General features: G+C 49.7%; 17 protein-coding genes. 2 read left to right on the top strand and 15 right to left on the bottom strand.

The window, feature by feature from the left end; translation table 11 throughout:
- The first annotated feature begins 111 nt into the window (after window positions 1-111).
- Together DXA36_RS10080 and DXA36_RS10075 are read left to right on the top strand one after the other, a co-directional pair.
- Window positions 112-1,617 carry a GntR family transcriptional regulator gene (locus DXA36_RS10080; protein WP_118678718.1) on the top strand — a complete coding sequence of 502 codons (1,506 nt, stop codon included), beginning with the start codon at window positions 112-114 and terminating at the stop codon, window positions 1,615-1,617.
- Complete coding sequence (locus tag DXA36_RS10075) at window positions 1,601-3,100, top strand: carboxypeptidase M32 (RefSeq protein ID WP_118678716.1); 1,500 nt, start codon at window positions 1,601-1,603, stop codon at window positions 3,098-3,100. Before DXA36_RS10080 ends, DXA36_RS10075 begins: the two co-directional genes overlap by 17 nt.
- A 51-nt stretch (window positions 3,101-3,151) precedes the next feature.
- Here the strand turns inward: DXA36_RS10075 and hcp are convergent, their stop codons facing one another.
- The 15 genes from hcp to DXA36_RS10005 form a co-directional block, all read right to left on the bottom strand.
- Window positions 3,152-4,744, bottom strand: coding sequence for a hydroxylamine reductase (gene hcp / locus DXA36_RS10070; protein ID WP_182479002.1), 1,593 nt, complete (start codon window positions 4,742-4,744; stop codon window positions 3,152-3,154).
- 120 nt (window positions 4,745-4,864) lie between these two features.
- Window positions 4,865-5,551 (bottom strand): DUF6070 family protein, encoded by a 687-nt coding sequence (locus tag DXA36_RS10065; protein ID WP_118678714.1) that lies wholly within the window; start codon window positions 5,549-5,551, stop codon window positions 4,865-4,867.
- 171 nt (window positions 5,552-5,722) lie between these two features.
- On the bottom strand, window positions 5,723-9,316 hold the full coding sequence (locus tag DXA36_RS10060; protein WP_118678980.1) for a response regulator: 3,594 nt from the start codon (window positions 9,314-9,316) through the stop codon (window positions 5,723-5,725).
- A 237-nt stretch (window positions 9,317-9,553) separates the two neighbouring features.
- Window positions 9,554-10,276, bottom strand: a complete 723-nt coding sequence (locus DXA36_RS10055; RefSeq protein ID WP_118678712.1) for a hypothetical protein — start codon at window positions 10,274-10,276, stop codon at window positions 9,554-9,556.
- Window positions 10,269-11,141: a DUF1700 domain-containing protein gene (locus DXA36_RS10050; protein ID WP_182479001.1), complete on the bottom strand. Its 873-nt coding sequence runs from the start codon at window positions 11,139-11,141 to the stop codon at window positions 10,269-10,271. The genes DXA36_RS10055 and DXA36_RS10050 overlap by 8 nt, the downstream gene beginning before the upstream one ends.
- Entirely contained in the window at window positions 11,138-11,464 is a 327-nt protein-coding gene (locus DXA36_RS10045; protein ID WP_118678708.1) for a PadR family transcriptional regulator, read from the bottom strand. Before DXA36_RS10045 ends, DXA36_RS10050 begins: the two co-directional genes overlap by 4 nt.
- Before the next feature lie 129 nt (window positions 11,465-11,593).
- Entirely contained in the window at window positions 11,594-11,722 is a 129-nt protein-coding gene (locus DXA36_RS33840; RefSeq protein ID WP_279221544.1) for a hypothetical protein, read from the bottom strand.
- A 97-nt stretch (window positions 11,723-11,819) separates the two neighbouring features.
- Window positions 11,820-12,332, bottom strand: coding sequence for a hypothetical protein (locus DXA36_RS10040; RefSeq protein ID WP_243114604.1), 513 nt, complete (start codon window positions 12,330-12,332; stop codon window positions 11,820-11,822).
- Between the two features lie 45 nt (window positions 12,333-12,377).
- Entirely contained in the window at window positions 12,378-12,605 is a 228-nt protein-coding gene (locus tag DXA36_RS33990; RefSeq protein ID WP_330425008.1) for a hypothetical protein, read from the bottom strand.
- A gap of 377 nt (window positions 12,606-12,982) precedes the next feature.
- Window positions 12,983-13,204, bottom strand: a complete 222-nt coding sequence (locus DXA36_RS10030) for a hypothetical protein (RefSeq protein WP_118678706.1) — start codon at window positions 13,202-13,204, stop codon at window positions 12,983-12,985.
- Between the two features lie 228 nt (window positions 13,205-13,432).
- Window positions 13,433-13,882: a GNAT family N-acetyltransferase gene (locus tag DXA36_RS10025; RefSeq protein ID WP_243114603.1), complete on the bottom strand. Its 450-nt coding sequence runs from the start codon at window positions 13,880-13,882 to the stop codon at window positions 13,433-13,435.
- Window positions 13,883-13,898: 16 nt separating this feature from the next.
- Entirely contained in the window at window positions 13,899-14,489 is a 591-nt protein-coding gene (locus tag DXA36_RS10020; RefSeq protein WP_118678702.1) for a type 1 glutamine amidotransferase family protein, read from the bottom strand.
- Window positions 14,490-14,520: 31 nt separating this feature from the next.
- A complete protein-coding gene (locus DXA36_RS10015; protein ID WP_118678700.1) occupies window positions 14,521-15,360 on the bottom strand; it encodes an NADAR family protein in 840 nt (279 codons plus the stop codon).
- 41 nt (window positions 15,361-15,401) lie between these two features.
- On the bottom strand, window positions 15,402-16,469 hold the full coding sequence (locus DXA36_RS10010) for a helix-turn-helix domain-containing protein (protein WP_118678698.1): 1,068 nt from the start codon (window positions 16,467-16,469) through the stop codon (window positions 15,402-15,404).
- A 238-nt stretch (window positions 16,470-16,707) separates the two neighbouring features.
- Window positions 16,708-17,391, bottom strand: coding sequence for a class I SAM-dependent methyltransferase (locus tag DXA36_RS10005; RefSeq protein ID WP_118678696.1), 684 nt, complete (start codon window positions 17,389-17,391; stop codon window positions 16,708-16,710).
- Between the last annotated feature and the right edge of the window lie 25 nt (window positions 17,392-17,416).

Raw genomic sequence — 17,416 nt, 5'->3', positions numbered from 1 at the left:
TCCCCAAAAGGCTGTTTATATGGTATTATAAATTAGAAATTACCGGAATAAACTTCCCTATCCCGCAATCCGGCCGGAAAACCGTCTGCAGGGAAGAAAGGATACACACGAATGTCAAACTATAACAGCCAGGAACAAACCATTTACCGCAGCCTGGCCGGAAAAATACAGCTCGGTTTTTATGATAAGGAAGAACGCTTCCCATCCGCAAAGGAAATAGCAAGACGCTATCAGGTTTCCTACTGTCCTGCCCAGAGAGCCCTTAAAATGCTGGAAAAAGACGGTCTTATCAGGCTCTGCCGCGGGAAAGCCACCGTCGTCCTGGCAAAGCCTTATGAGGATTACCTGGGAAGCCCTGTTTTTTTCCAACGGGCCGAAGCGCTTCTGGATCTGTGCAAATGCCTGAAGCTGATTTCCCCCGCTATCAGTTTTCACAATATACGCGGCATGAGAAATGAAATTTCCTCCCCTCTTCCGGAGAAAGGACCTGCTGCCGGCACGGCCCAAGAGCTGTTTACCCTGTTTGAACAGTCCCTGCATATCATGAGGAGCCATTCGGTCTTAAGCCTGTATTACGATGTTAGTTGTTTTGCGGAAAGCGCTTTCCTTGATATCTGTTCTTCCTCCTGCGGACAGGAAGAAACGTTGCTGCTGTGGCGGACTCTGGCGGACAGTTATAATGACTGTATGAGACACTGCGGGGAATACGGCCGGGAGGAATGCCTCAGTCGCCTGGAGCAGATGAGCAGCTTGTTCTATGATACCATTATAAGTTATCTTGCAAACCTTCCTTCCCTTCCGCCGGAGGATTCCCGGGTCCCTTTTGTCTGGGAACCGCACAAGGGACGTACGAGGTACTGTGATATAATTGCCATAGATGTCATCTGCAAAATCAACCAGGGTGTATATCCGGTGGGGACCCTGCTTCCCAAAGGCGCGGTGCTGGCAGACATTTACCACGTTTCTGAAATTACCATCCGCCGTACCATCCATCTGCTGAACCGGCTTGGTGTCACACAAACTTTCAACGGCATAGGCACCCGCGTCAGTAAGAAAGGGGATTCGTCCATTCCCCATAAGCTCAGGGAATTGACCCTGGATGACAACATGAAATGTTTTCTGGAAGCCCTTCAGCTGCTGGCTATCCTGACAGAGCCGGTCATACGGCATACGTTTCCCCATATTCCTGCCGATACCCTGCATAAGCTTTATGAAACCGCGGGAGGAAAAGACCAAAAGAAGGCAATGGTCGGCACGACAAGCATGCTTTTACAGGCTGTCGTCCATTACAGCCCCCTGCTTTCCCTGCGGGAAATCTACAGCCGGCTCACCCATCAGCTGTTGTACGGCAGTATCCTGCGTCTCGAAGAAACCGGTGAGGAAACCGTGCCCGGCTGGCCTGCAATGGCAGCCTCCATACGGGAGGGGTGCCTTTCCCCCGAAAGCAGTACGCTGGCACAGGCCTGCCGTGTTTTATTTGAAAACAACTTTGCCTCCACCCAACAAACCCTTATGGAAATCGGGGTCAAAGGAGCGGAGGAAATAACCGGATTTGGAACAAATATCCCGTCGGTTACCGCGGAAAATCAAGGAGGAATCTATGAATCAGACATGTGAACAGGTAAAAGAATATCTCAAGAAAATAAGAAAGTATGAGCAGGCGGCCGCACTTATCAGCTGGGATCTGCAGACTGCCGCCCCGAAAAAGAGCATCGACAGCAAGCTGGAGGCCCTTGGTTTTTTCTCTACCGAAGCCTTCCGGCTTTCCACGGCGGAGGAATACGGCAGCATGCTGCGTGAACTCTCCAGGCCGGAGGTCTTTGCCGGCCTGGATGAAGCCATGCAGGTGACCGTAAGGCGCAATTACAGGGATTACCAGCGTTTCCAGCGTGTCCCCCAGAATTTTTACACGGACTACATTACCACATCAGGCCGCTCGGAAAAGGTATGGGAGGAAGCAAAACGGGCCGGTGATTTTTCCCTCTTTGCCCCCAGCCTGGATAAAATGATCGCGATGACAAAAGAATATGTCGGCTACATGGAGCCGGATAAGGATCCCTATGAGGTCCTTCTGGACATGTATGAAGAAGGGATGGACAGCGCTGCCATAGACGCTGTTTTCACGGAACTGAAGAACGGCCTCCTGCCGCTGTTGTCTGCTATCAGGGCCGCCGGCAGACCGGATTTGGCCTCTCTGAAAGGCACCTATGATATAGAGGCCCAGAAAAAAGTGCAGGATCTGCTTCTGTCCTACATTGGTTTCGATTTTGACGCCGGAGCGGCGGCGGAAAGCGAGCATCCTTTCACTACCGGACTGTGCCACGGGGACATCCGGGTTACCAACCATTATAATGAGACGCTCCCGCTTTCCTCCATGTTCAGCGCCATCCACGAAGGCGGCCATGCTATTTTTGAACAAAACATCGATTCCGCCTATATAAATACCGCCGCGGAACAGGTCAACCTTATGGGCCTGCACGAAAGCCAGTCCCGTTTTTACGAAAATATACTCGGCCGGACGCCCGCGTTCTGGACTCCTCTTTACGGAAAGCTGGGGGAACTGCTTCCCCCGTTCAAAGCCATTCCGTTTGACACCTTCTGCCGGGCAATCAACGATGTCCATCCCAGCTTCATACGGACGGAAGCCGACGAGGTGACCTACTGTCTGCACATAATTCTCCGCTATGAAATGGAAAAAGCCATTTTTCAGGAGAACGTGCCCACAGACCGGCTGCCCGCCCTCTGGAATGACAAGATGGAGGAACTGCTTGGCATCCGTCCGGAAAATGATGCGGAAGGCATCCTGCAGGATATGCACTGGTCGGAAGGCTCATTCGGCTATTTCCCTTCCTATCTGCTGGGTTCCGTCTATGACGGTATGTTCCTGAACCAGATAGAAAAGGAACTGGGAAACCTGGACTGCATTCTGGAGGAAGGCCGGATACAGGAAATCACTGCATGGCTGAAGGAAAAAATCCACCGCTACGGAAGTATGTACAATTCCCGTGAGGTCATACGGAGGGTATGCGGCGGCGAAGTGTCCGCCAAACCCCTTCTGGATTATTTCCGTTCCAAATACAGCCGGATTTACGGCTTCTGATCCGGTTTTCCACAGGCTGTGCACAGGGGCAGACACTGCTCTGTTATCCGCCTACCTAAGCAGAGTATTCAGGTCTTCTTCCGGTGTCGTGGTGGGAGCGATATGATAGTGCTCCGCCAGATATTGGAGCACGTTGGGGGAGAGGAAGGCCGGAAGCGTGGGACCAAGACGGATATCCGTAATTCCCAGATGCAGCAGGGTGAGCAGGATGCAGACCGCCTTTTGTTCATACCAGGAAAGGACCAGGGACAGGGGAAGTTCATTGACGCTGCAGCCAAAGGCATCCGCCAGGGCACAGGCAACCTTGACGGCGCCGTAGGCGTCGTTGCACTGGCCCATATCCATCAGGCGGGGAAGCCCTCCGATGGATCCAAGCTCCAAATCGTTAAACCGGTACTTCCCGCAGGCAAGGGTCAGTATCACCGTATCCTCCGGTGCCTGTTTAACGAATTCCGTATAATAATTCCGGCCCGGCCTCGCCCCATCACAGCCTCCCACCAGGAAGAAATGCCGGATGGCGCCGTTTTTCACAGCCTCAACCACTTTGTCCGCGGCTCCCAATATGGTACCGTGCCCATACCCGGTGAGCACCGTTTTCCCGCCGTTGATTCCGGTAAATTCCGTATCCTCGCTATATCCGCCCAGCTCCAGCGCTTTTTCAATAACCGGCGTAAAATCCTTATCCCTGCCGATATGCACCATTTCCGGGTACGAAACCACTTCTGTGGTGAATACCCGGTCCGCATAGCTTTCTTTTACAGGCATCAGGCAGTTGGTGGTAAAAAGGACAGGCGCGGGGATACCGGCAAATTCTTTCTGCTGGTTTTGCCAGGCGGTACCGAAATTCCCTTTCAGGTGGGTATATTTTTTCAGTTCCGGATATGCATGGGCCGGCAGCATTTCCCCGTGGGTATAGATGTTGATTCCCTTGCCCTCCGTCTGTTTCAGAAGCTGGTGCAGGTCATAGAGATCATGCCCGGTAATTACGATAAACGGCCCTTTCTCCACGGTAAGGGGGACTCTGGCCGGAACAGGCGTGCCGTAGGTTTCCGTATTGGCCCGATCCAGAAGCTCCATACAGGCCAGATTGACTTTTCCGGTTTCCATCACGACGGGAAGCAGTTCCTCCATCCCCCAATCCTCTGCCAGCACAGAAAGCGCCTTATAGAAAAAGGCGTTCACCTCTCCGCTTCTATAGCCGAGTGCCTCCGCATGATACGCATATGCGGCCATTCCGCGGATCCCGAACAGAATCAGGGATTTCAGGGAACGGATATCCTCCTGCGCATTCCACAGGCGATCCATGTCATAATCGTCCGTATTACCGCAGGGGGAAGCACAGCCCGCGCAGCCCGGCACAATGGCCGCCTTTTCCGCCCTCACGCGTCCGATGAGACTGCGCAGCGTCTCGTCATTAAAATTCACATTGGTGATGGTGGTAAATAAGCCTTCCAGGATCAGGGAATCCGTTTTATCCGTCCCGGAATTGTTGGAACAGGCCCGTGCCAGTCCGATCAACGCACCGGTAAGCGCATCCTGAAGCTTCGCTGTCTGTGCCGATTTTCCGCACACCCCCGCCTTGCCGGTACAGCCGGTACAGCCTGCCGTCTGTTCGCATTGGAAGCAGAACATTTTGTTTTCCATAAGCCACTCTCCTTTTCAAGTCCCGCATTTGTTGCAGCCGGGAATCCTTTTGTTGTTCTATGAGTGACAGTATACATGGCTTTTTTTAATAATTCCGTTGTTATAACAACAGAAAAAAAATTATGGTTCCGGTGCCGGCACGACATCCGGCAGATATCCCTTCTCCGTCCGTTTGATTTCTGTGAGATCCCTGCATCCGTTTTCCCGGATTTCAGGGATTCCCCCTTCCTTCCATATAATTTCCGTATACCGGGCCTGCAGGCCGCCGTCGCGGCATACTAAGGTCATTACGCGGATATCCCCCTCCGGACAGACCTGATAAATCGTAACAAGGGCATCATTCCCCTCCTCATAATCGGCGTAAAATTCCTCCGCTTTTTCCTTATTGATCCGGATGCGGTTATCGGCAGCAGCCACCAGCCCAAGGGAACCGAGGCGGGACACGACAGCCTCCTGCTGCTCTTTGGAAAGGGAAACCATAGCATCCCTCTCCTTTTCCTTCCGGGATGTCAGCCATCCGGCATAAAGATCCCGGCACGCTTTTGCCGCCTCCAGCACCGTTTCCTGCAGCCGGGCCTGTTCCTCCTGCGTCAGAAGGCTGACGGCAGCGCCGCCGGAGGGCCGGCTCACTTCCTGAAACCCGCGGCTGTCCGTGCTTTCCGTTCCTGTGCCCGCCGGTTCCCAGGCATCCTCCGTTGCAGGGATATAGCCTTTATCGTCCTTCAGCAAAAATGCCGCCGTTACAAACAGGACCAGAAGGAGGAGCAAAAGCCCTTTTGGCCTTCCGGGCCATTCTATCTTCTTCATGTTCTTCACTCTCCCTGTTTTCTCCGTGGTGTTATAGTCATCTGTCTAAATCTTACAATTGTAATATTTATATGTCAAGAAAAATATATCCCGCGCGGTTTCCGCGGGGAAGGCCTTTCCTCTGGTACAAGGCCTTCCACCATGGGGCAAAAACAGCCGCCCGGGGGATCGTCAGTCCTCTTCCGCATAAATAAACTTGTATAAGGTCTGGTATAAACGTTTGGGATCTATCGGCTTTGCCAGGTGGGCATTCATTCCCGCAGCCTTGCTCTTTTCTATATCCTCATCAAACGCGTTGGCGGTCATGGCGATGATAGGGATCCTTTCCGCGTCCGGATTGCTCAGATGACGGATATTTGCCGCTGCGGTGAGACCGTCCATCAGCGGCATCCTGATATCCATGAGAATGGCGTCATAATAGCCTTCGCGGGACTTGCTGTACAGTTCCATGGCGCGCAGGCCGTTTTCCGCCGTTTCCACCACAAAGCCCTTATCTTCCAGAAGCATCACCGCCACCTCCGTATTGATGGCGTTATCCTCCGCCAGAAGTACCCGCTTTCCGGAAAAATTATAAACTGCCGCCTGCTCCTCCGTATGGTTTTGTTCCTCTTTTTCCCCCAGCGCCCTGCTGAAAGCGGATACCAGGGAGGATTTGAACATGGGCTTGCTCATCAGCAGATTAACGCCGGCCAGTTTCGCTTCCTGTTCGATTGCGCTCCAATCATAAGCCGTTATGATAATAATCGTCACTTCCGGCCCCACAAGCCTGCGTATCCGGCGGGCCGTTTCAATGCCGTCCATATCCGGCATTTTCCAGTCAATAAGGATCATATCAAAATATTTTTTCTGCAACAGAAGCTCATTGACCCGCTCCACCGCTTTGCGTCCGCTGTCCACCCATTCGGCGGTAACCCCCATTTCCCGGAGCGTAACCACCGCACTTTCACAGACTGCCACATCGTCGTCCACCACCAGCGTTTTCAGATCGGAGAAATGATTTTCCTGCTTTTTCTGATGGAGGCGCAGCTTTTCTTCCTCTGTAACGCCTAACTTCACATCCACGGTAAATTCCGTTCCGATCCCCTTGATGGAACGTACGGTAATCTTTCCGTCCATGAGATCCACAATGCTTTTGGATATCGCAAGCCCCAGACCGGTCCCGCCGTACAGGGAGGTGGTCCCTGTGGATTCCTGGGAGAAAGGTTCGAAAATATGGGGCAGATAGGCCTCATCCATCCCTATCCCCGTATCATTGACAACAAATCGCAGCACCGCATCATTTTTGGTTTTGCTGCGCACCGCTGCGGAAAATGTGACTTTGCCTCCCTCTCTGGTAAATTTGATGGCATTTCCAAGTATATTGATGAGCACCTGCTGCAGCTTCATGGCATCGCCCATATAATAGTCATCCAGCACAGGATCAACAATACATTCATATTCCACATTGTTTGCCGCCGCCTGGGAATAGCAGATGGCATTGATCCCATTAAGGAATTCCTCAACAGGTATCTTTTCGTTTTTCAGAAGTATTTTTCCGCTCTCAATACGGCTCATATCCAGGATATCATTGATCAGGGAAAGCAGGAAACGGGAAGAAATCCCTATTTTGGATATACATTCAGCCACCCGCTCCTCATTATCCAGGGCCTGGGCGGCAATAGCCGTCATTCCGATTATAGCGTTCATGGGGGTGCGGATTTCATGGCTCATACGGGACAGGAAATCGGATTTGGCCGCATTGGCCTGCTCCGCGGCAACCAGGGCCGAAGCCAGCGCCTCCTTCTGCCTCTGCTCATTGAACACGACATCCGTAACATCCGTACGCGCCACACAGACCCGCTTCAGCTCCTTGCTGATATAGAAAATCTGGTACCGCTTCACCCGGACAGAACCGTCATCTTCCTTCATCTCCACCACAAAGCTGTAGGAATCCTCCTTATCCAGCCTGTTTTTCATATACCCGAAATCCATTTTGGACACATATTCTTTCCTTGCTTCCGCTTCCATAAAACGGCCTGCCATTTCTTTAACGGCCTCATGGTATTCTGACTGCATGGGAATGGTATTTCTGCGTTCCGGATTAAAATTGAACACCCTGCGCCTTCCCCTGAGCATGTCAACTTCCACAATCGCGTCGTAATCCAAATCGGCGATGGTATCCAGCAGCTGCTCCTGCAGCTTCGCTTCCGTTATATCCTTCGTATAGAAAAAGGCCATGACATCCCCGGTTTCCGGGTTCAGGCAGGAGCGGAAGCCGGTACTGCCCCAGAAAATCCCTCCCACCTTGTTCCGGCGGAGGAATTCAAAATGGTAGTTCACCTTTCCCGCCGCATAATCCCGCAGCACCTTTTTCCGGTTCAGGGTACAGAGGATATTCTGCCCGTACTCCGCATCCACGGCGGATGCCGCCAGATTTTCTATGGTTTCATCATAAGAATCCCCCGCGCTGGCGATCGCCTCTTCCGCGCTGGAAAGATAGCTCTCCACCTTGTTTTTGGTCACATTCACCCGCCCCTGCAGACATCCTTCTGAAGAAGAAAGCTCCACGAAATAGGCAAGTTCCTGTTCATAAAGCTCTTTTACATGTCTCTGGAGCTGCTTTTCCTCCGTGATATCCACGCATACGCAATAAAAATGCGGTTCGTTATTGCATTCATAAAACAGCTGTGCCTTGACGGATACCCATTTTACACTGCCGTCTTTGCAGAGAAGCCGGTTTTCGGTGTGTACGGTATTTCCATTCTCCAGCTGCTCATGCAGCGCGGACGGGAGCGCCGCCAGATCCTCCGGATGTATAACCGCCGCCATTTTATTCCCCATGGCGGCAAATTCTTCCCGGGTATAGCCCAGGAATTCAAACAGGCCGTCATTGGCGTCTATAATGGAAAAATCCTGATCATAACGGCACCGGTATACGGCTCCCGGGATATTGTTGTACAGGTTCATCACTTCCTGCTGCGCATTTTTCTGTACGGTAATGTCCAGGCATACGGAAGAAATAGCCTGGCGCCCATCCTCTGTCGTCACCCGCCTTCCCAGATCATGGATCCAGATGTAGGAGCCGTCCTTTTTTTTCATCCGGTATTCCACCACATAGCTGCCTGTTTCTTCCATCTGGGCGGCCACTTCATCATCCACCCTCTGCCGGTCGTCAGGATGCATACAGTTGCTGACCATACCGTCTATATCTTTTATGTATTCCTCTTCGTCCTCATATCCCAGATAAGCCAGCATCTGTTTATTGATAAAATAAAAAGGAAACCCTTCTTCGATATATCCTCCCATCATTCCGCCGGGCAGAGATTCATTCAGAAGCTCCTGCCTCTGTCTCACCAGATTCTCCATTACCAGCGCCCGGGGATAATGCTCCTGCTCCCGCTGGCTGCTTCCAGGTTCCGCAACATGGAAGCTTTTTATCCGCCACTGTCCTTCCTCTTCCCTCACCAGAATAAAAAAGCCGCGCAGATACCAGCTGTACAGGGTATTTTTCAAGGTCAAATCAATAGACAGGCTATATACCCCTTCCATGACCTCCTGCTCATGAATAACAGACCATTGGCAATGGAACGGCTCCGGTATTTCCCTGATATCCTGCAGAAGATACTCCCTCATCTGCACTTTTCCCCGGGCGGATTCGTCCCAGCCCGTCCCTACAAAATCCACATTCTCCGACAGGAATCCACTTGTCCTCTCCGGATCACGCTGTTCAAACCATGACTGCAGAAAATCCCGCAAGGTTTCTCTGACCGTATTTGCACTATCCATCTGCTTTTCTCTCCCCTGTTTTTCCGGGCATCGGTATTCCTGCTCCATTCCGGCCTTCAAAGCCCCGCCAACCTTCGTTCGTTGCATAAGCGGCGGGGCACCGGCATTCCTGGAGCCACAATCCAATTAAGTATACCATTGATCCCTTCAGAACTCAACGGAGATTCTTGCAGGAGGGTGCAAAAAAAAGTTTGGCGTCACCTGATCCTGCTTTCCTGTGCGGCCTGCTGCATTTTCTCAATACATCGTCCGGTCTTCTATATACTCCATCATATCAGGATTCACCCGGACTTTCACATCCGTAATATAGGCAGTCTCATAAGAATTAATCTTTTTCTGCTTCAGGTTTTGCAGGATATTATCTTTGTCCTTCATCAGAAGTTCAAACTCACTTCCAATATAATTGGTGTGAATCTCCAGATAGCCCACGATCACAGACGTTTTTTCCGGGACGCTTTCTTCATCCGGGACGCTTTCTTCATCCGGGACATTTTCCTTCTCCGGAGCAGCTTCTTCAACCGGAACGGTTTCTTCATTTATACTGATTTGGCTGCTTTCTGCATCCCCTTCATTCTCCCCGTATGCTCCTTCTTCTGAAGTTTCTCCGGCATAAACGCTCTCCGGATTCTCCTCCTCCCAACAGTAAAGGTTGGGGATCGTCAGCTTACTGTTATATGTGACATCATAGCAGATAGTCCCCATAGGAAGGCTTTCATCCATTTCCAGGGCACTTTTTCCATAGGTCCTGCCCCAATTGATTGGATTGACAGCAATTTTTTCTCCCGGTACAGGCTCGAACTCATAAATAAGTTCTCCTGTCACCAGATACTCCTCTCCCAGCATCACTGTTCCTCCATACTCCATGGTACTGTATTCCCCAAAAGCGATGCCGGTTCCGATACCGCCAAGTAAAACGCCTGTCATAAAAATTCCAAGTAAAATCACATGAATCCTACGCATGAACTATTTCCTCCTCTTCGTCTGTTCCCGCCTCTTCCGGCCCCGCCGTATTTCCTTCCTGTCTTTTCCTTTTCACGATCAAAGTAAAACACAAAACCGTCATGCTGCAGGTACACATGGTCAGCCCCAGGACTCCCAGGACCACCCCCGCAAGGGGATATCCCATGGTCAGCAGGACAAGCAGTGTCCCCAGCATAAAAATGCAGGCACAGGCCATAGCACCAATCAGGATACCTGTTCCGGTACAGAACAGATTCCATACCAGCTTCACACACCACAGCACCGCATTGAAGCACCCCCTGCATATCATGCCAATTATCGAAAATAAAGTGATTCTGTTCTTTTTCTCCATTGTATCCCGTTTCTCCTTATGTTTCCCGCTCCCGAAAAGAAGAAGCTTTTTTCTCTCAGGTATCTCTTTCTGTTTCACAACCGTATCTTGCGTTCTCTCTTCCTGCCCTTTCTTACGGGAAAAAAGAGTACGGACGGCGGCGGCGCATTTCTTTATCCATTTCTGAACAGCCAGGCCGCTGTTTTTCAGACCCTGCAGGAACCGTCTGCCTCCCCTTCTGCAGGCAGCGGCGGTTTTCCGTCCTGTAACCATGACCGTATCCATCATCCCCGGCCCCTTTTCCCGAATCTCCTTCTCCCGTGCAAAATCCGCACGTACATGATACGCTTCCAGTATCTGGGCGGTCAGCTCCCCGATATCGCCAAAATCTGCAATGGCCGATTCTTCCGTCATCGCCCCTGCCGCCTTCATATCAATATGCTGTTCATATTCGCTCAGGATATCTTCCAGCTCCTTCTCGTCCAGAACCGAAAGCCTGTCCCGTAAAATATGTAAAAATTCCGCCTTATTCATTCTCTCCCTCTTTTCTGTTCCTCCAGGAATGCGCATACCTTCTGATTGAATTCATTCCAGTCACGTTCCAGGCCGTCACGGTACAAAATACCTGCCGCGGTGATATGATAATATTTTCTGGGCGGCCCTTCCGTGGATTCCCGAAGATATGTCTCAAAATAATGCTCGTTGGTCATTCTCTTGAGAAGCGGATAAATGGTCCCCTCATTTACATCCACCACCTTGGAGACTTCTTCCACCAGCTCATAGCCATACATATCCTTCTGTCTGACAGATTCCAGGACAATCAGCTCCAGAACTCCTTTTTTAAACTGTGCATTCATCGCATTATCTCCCTTTACAAGTATCATATCCGCACTACTATGTAATGTCAAGTACTAATATTTTCAAAATACCATTTGGGACAAAAAAAAACAGGAAGAAATACCTGTCTGCACAGGTACTTCTTCCCGTCATCTTTTTTCCGGCTGTCTCTTGTCTTGTTTTATCAGCTCTTCATATGTCCCCCTCCAGGCGTTCCGTCCGCCCTCCGCCACCAGAAGCTGATCCGCCTGTTCGATGGCCGTCTGCGGGTGATGCAAATCCGGTGCTGTCCCCCGGCTCTTCCTGTAAGCATTATGCATACAGGAAGGGCCGGGGGACAGAACACATGATAGAGGCGTGCATGTATACTAAGATTCAGAGGATATCCGTCAATCCTGCATTTCCTATGAATTCCTGTATCGTTCCGGCTTTTGCCGCCAGCTTATGCCACTGATTCAAAAGACTAAGGTCGGTTTCCGATAGGATTCTCTCACGCAGCCCGACCGGGATTTCTCCCAGATCCTCCAGCAGATCAAGCACATATTCTGCTTTCCCTTCTGTTTTGCCGGCATCCTTTCCAATACGGAATTCGTCGGCCCGGATTTTCTTCATTTCTTCTTTGTTATACTCAAAGATTGACATGGCTATAACCTCCGCCCTCTGTGCGGATAAAAAGTCCGCAAGAATATCTTCCCGGATACATTCTGTCACCGCCCGCTCCACGGCCTCCGCAATCTCCAGCTCTTTGGCGTATCCCCGGATACGCTCCACAAAAATACAGTATTCCCTCAGGGTCCTGCACTTCTCCATCAGCTCCCGGTTTTTCCCCAAATTAATATTAAGCATCGTTAACTGTTCAGTATCTTCACAGTTATGTGCAAAATCCATTAAAATCGCCTGCGGCGATGGGATTTTTGCACTCTTGAATCACTTTCATACGGTCAGCGCAGTAAATGCGCAGACCTGCTGAACGGTTAAGGGCAACGTTACCTTTACTTCCAGCTCGGGGGACGGGATCTTCTTTTCAAATGCATCGGACAGCTTTAATATCCGGCTTTCCGGCTGCTCCTGCGTCCCGTTATAAAACACGACAAACCGGGGAACGGGGATTTTCCGTAACTTGCTGGAATACAGGCTCTTTCCCAGCGTATACTTCTCCAACTGCCTGGCGATATAAAAGAGATCCCGCAGCGGCATGTTCGGGTGAAGGAAGACTGATGTTCGTATAGATTCATTTGTGAATCAAACAGGAAGGAAACATCATTCTTTACCTCTATATAAATCGCGTTTTCCAGCGTACAGATTTACCGACTTTTTCTATATTGGGAGATGCTTTGGATTACTCCCATGCAATCTTACCATTCGTTGATCATGGAGGTGATTACCATGCTGCGAATACGCTTTGCAGGGGAATGAACAGCAGCGGCACATGAAGCCCAAACCAATAGCAGAATACTTATTATTGGAGTGACGGGAAGCTCCAAGCTTCTCCAAAGCGGCTAATAATAATCTTCACATAAATCAGGTGGTGGAACCATTTAATCGTTTGTGCGTCTTGAAAACTCAATGAACGCAAATATAATAGATATCACGGTCAGAACACAGACAATCAACTCCGACATACTGTTGGCATAATCGGTCTTTTGCGGCACGACAGCACCCAGGATAAGGAAATAGATGCACCAGATAAATCCCAGGCAAAGCAGAAGAAAGGTAATATATTTTAGAATAAAAGCAAACCTGTCCGCTATTTTTTTCATTTTTTCCCTGCGTAAAGGGGAGATGCTTTTATGTCGGCCAAACTTTAAGCTACCAGCCAGGAACCCGCTCACCACACCCATGGATAAGCCAATGCAAATTCGAAATATAATGTTCATAGCTTCTTATTCTCTCTCTTTCTGTAAAAATGGTCTGTTCGTTTCGTAAGTCATTTGCCAGCAATATATAGGGATCCGGTTTATTGGTTCCTTCATGGGATAAAACGGATTTTACCTGTCCATTTTTACAATAAACTCTGTTGTCCCTTCTTGAATCCGGCGTTCTTGTGTCAGTGAAAATCCAAAACCCTGATAAAACCGGATTGCCCTGGTATTCTTTTCAAGTACATATAAATGACGGACATCAAATTTCCGGATCGCAAAAGCAATAAGCATTGCCCCGATCCCTTTATTCTGAAAGAAATAGTCCACATACAGTTCCTGAATCCAATCCCCTTCTATATGAATCAATCCTTTTACGAATTCATCATCATATACCCAGATATTCTCCAACTTTTCTGTATTTGCAATAAATTCCTGTGCCAAAGGAAGAACCTGTATTTGACCAAATGAAACTTTGTCATTTTGGAATATGGGCCTGTAATGCATCCTCTTAGTAAAAACCAATATTTCAGCTAATCTTGATGCATCCTGCACCGTCGCTTTTCTAATGTACTGCACTTGTATCTCCTCTGTTCTAGCGGACAGCGCCGTATTTAAAGTTATCCAGCCACTGCGCCATCTCTTCTTCGCTGTCAACTTGCAGCAGCTTAAAGATTTCATAGGCGAATTCTACGGCGGCCGTTTCGTTTGCGGTAATAAAACCGCCGTCAACCACCACCTGGGCCGGTACATATAAGTCCTGTCCGGTATACCCTTCCTGGCTTTGGAACAGCTCCGCACTGTCACCCGTATGCTTCACATGATTTAAAAAGCCATGTCGGCACAAATAAGTCGTGGCTCCGCAGATCGCCGCAATCGTTATTCCTTTTTCTGCAAGGTTCTTTATAAATGCGGTGATCTCTTCGTAATCGTTTTCTTCCCAGGAAAGGCCGCCGGGCAGAATAGCAATGGCGGTGTTGTCAAAATTTTGGTAATCCCGGATTCGGTAATCGATATTGGCCCGGATGCCGCCCATTGACTTTACAGGTACATTATCTATCGCAATCGTCTTTACTTCGTAGCCGCCAAAGGCTTCCGCTACCGCAATCGCATAGGAAGCTTCCCAGTCGCACCAGCGATCTGTTAAAAGGACCAGTATTTCATTTTTCCTGTTATTTTCCGTCATAATTTCTCCATAAACTTAAGTTGCTGCTAAACTATTCTGCGTCCCCGAAATCCACTTCGTCCTCATACCTGCGCAGCCTCCTGATTTCATCCCTGACTTCCATCAACGCAAACCCAAGTAAATTCCTTCCTCTCCACTGACTGCTGTCTGTTCCGGCGGCTTCGTTTTGATCCATACCAATCCCCCATATGCGGTCATCAGGGCTTGCCTCCGCCAAAATACAGTCTCCGGTGGCAAGAAGGCAGGTACGCAGGCTTTTGAGCTGGGAAAATTTATAGTAATTTCCGGTTAACGCTATGGGAAGCCGGAACCTTTCCCAAACCGCTTCGTCAAATCCCTTTACCCTTCGTCCCAGCTGCTTGATTTCGGAAGGGGATGTTGCATCCATAATTTCCCTGTTGGTTTCCTCATCGCCAAAAAGCCTGGCTTTCCCGGACATCAGGTATTGCTCCATGCAGCAGTAGGACAGGTGCCCTACATGGAAAGCCGCCTGGTACCACTGGCTGAAGCACTCTTTACCTGTTTTTTCCTCTTTTCCCGGGTGATGGCCCCAGAAAAAAACAATTTCCCTTACGCAGCCGTTTTCCCTCTCCTCCTGAAGCTTTTCCAAAGTATAAGGCGGGCCGGAATTCCTGTGCCATTGATAGGTCCAGAATGTATTGTGCCGCATAAGATTGTATTCGGACAGGCTCCAGCAGACGGGTTGCGGAAATTTTCTGTTATATTCTTTCTGTCCGTCACTGTCCAACGTATGGAACCATCCGTAAAATTTATCACCATAGGCTTCCCCGTATCCCATCCGCCATCCAATGCTTCCATTGGGTATCTGCGGATACTTAAGCCATAAGGGGGCCATTCCCTTTTTCTCCATTCTTATCCTCACTTTCCTCCCTGCCCCAAACCGGCGGAGGACTAATTGATATCCTGCCGTAATTTTTCTATCGCCTCCTGAAGCTCTTCCCGATCCAGATAACCGGCAAAGAATTCGTCTGTCATAATCCCGTTTAATAATATCTGTTTCAGTTCCGGGGTTGTTGCGGACTGTCCCGGATTTAACTGAATGGCAGGTGAAAAAAGCAGCGGATTGGGTTCCTTTATGGGGCCAATAGAAGCCTCTATCATCTTAATCAGACTGTTCAGTGCATCCTCCGGCCTGTCCATTCTCCTGTATGCCTCCACAAAAAAGCCTTCGCTCACGCCTCCTCCCACACCGAAAATTGTTTCCAGCTGGTGATATACCTCACAGATTTCCAATGTTATATCATTATCGGTTATCATTCCCCCGTTCATCATCGTTGTCAGGCATAACTGGACCTGGCGCACCAGGTCATACAGACGGTGCTGGGATACCTCCAGTGCTTTTTCCGGCTCCTTTTTCTTCAGATACAGCTGTGTCCAAAACAAAGTGGCCTCCGTACTGTTTTCCGGCAGTTCCTTCAGGAGGAGTTCCGCTTTTTCCAGTTCTTCATCCTGTATGGCAATAGCCGCCAATCCGTACACAGCACCCTGCCAGTATTGGGAATTTCCCGAACTGCGCACCTCTTCCAGCAGATGTTGCTTCTGCTTTCTCCAGTCATCCTTTTTTTCAGGCGGTTCCATGGGAAAAATCATGGTGAAGAAATCCAATACCGTGGCGGCATTGTATTTAAGGGCACTGCTGGAAGGATAGGTATGGAGCTGCTTTAGCAGCATTGCTTCCGCTTCTTCCCGGTTCCCTGCCCTGGCTTTCTCCACCAAATCATTGACCAGTTCGCTGATACGTTCCTGGGACAGGCCCTCTTCGAACTGCAGCAGCGTATCCACATTGGTATCCAGCGCCCTGGCAATGGGACAAAGCAGGGAAATATCCGGGCATGAGGCGGAAGTCTCCCATTTGCTCACCGCCGGCGCCGATACCCCTACCGCTCCGGCCAGCTGCTCCTGCGTCATTCCTTTTGCCCTGCGCAAATCTGCAATGCGTGCTCCTAAATTACTATTCATAACAGCATAAACTCCTTTTCTTATTATTCTGGTAACTGTTCTGTACCTTCGCAGTTACTTATTCTAATTTTGATACTCAAAGTATAGCTGTGTATTCACAGTTTCACAATGGAGGCGCAGTTAACGAAACAGCAGGAAATCTTAACCGGAGGTTATTTTCACAGATGTTATACCGGTAAATTAATACCAATATCCATATATTTTAAGCCCATATGTCATATCCTCCATAAAGGAGTTTTCATTTGACACATTTCAGATAATACAAACGCATAGGCCCCTCCTCCGCCTTTTCTATTATAAAATAATCCCGAAGCAGCTCTTCAAACTGTGAAGGCGTCATATCAAATCTGTCCGGCCTGCCTAAATATGCCTCTATCCGGCCCATAAGCCTGCCGATCGGGTCGCCGGAATCGGGAATATCGAGCACAAACCGGCCGTCCGGTTTCATAATCCTGTGGATTTCCCGCAGCGCTTCTTTTACAAAAGCCGTTTCAAAATATTCCAGGACACCGATGCAGGCACCGATAGCAAAGCGGTCGTCAGCATAAGGAGTTTCCTGTATGCTTGCGCAGACAAGAGAACCTGTCGTAATATGTCTTTTTGCGGTATAGTCATTCAGCAGCTCTATCGTTTTGCTGCTGATATCCACCCCGTTATATACCGACGGCCATTTGTCATATCCGTAAAACATCAGGTTGAGACAGCATCCCAGATCGACGAACTGCATACCCTTTTCAGGGGCCAGATAATCCTTGATTTCTTTACGGCTGCTGTCTCCCCCCGCGGCCTGTTCTTTCCACCCGGGATAATCCGGGTCCTGGGTAATAAACGCGGGCAGGTCCTGATACAGGTCAATCCCCTGTCTGCCCAGTTCAATGGCTTTGTCATAGGAACCGGCTATGGTATGCAGGTAGTTTTCCACTTTTATTCCCCCTTATATCCCACAT

It is taken from the genome of Eisenbergiella sp. OF01-20 (assembly GCF_003478085.1).
Taxonomy (GTDB): domain Bacteria; phylum Bacillota; class Clostridia; order Lachnospirales; family Lachnospiraceae; genus Eisenbergiella.
This window is presented reverse-complemented; position numbering and strand designations above follow the sequence as displayed.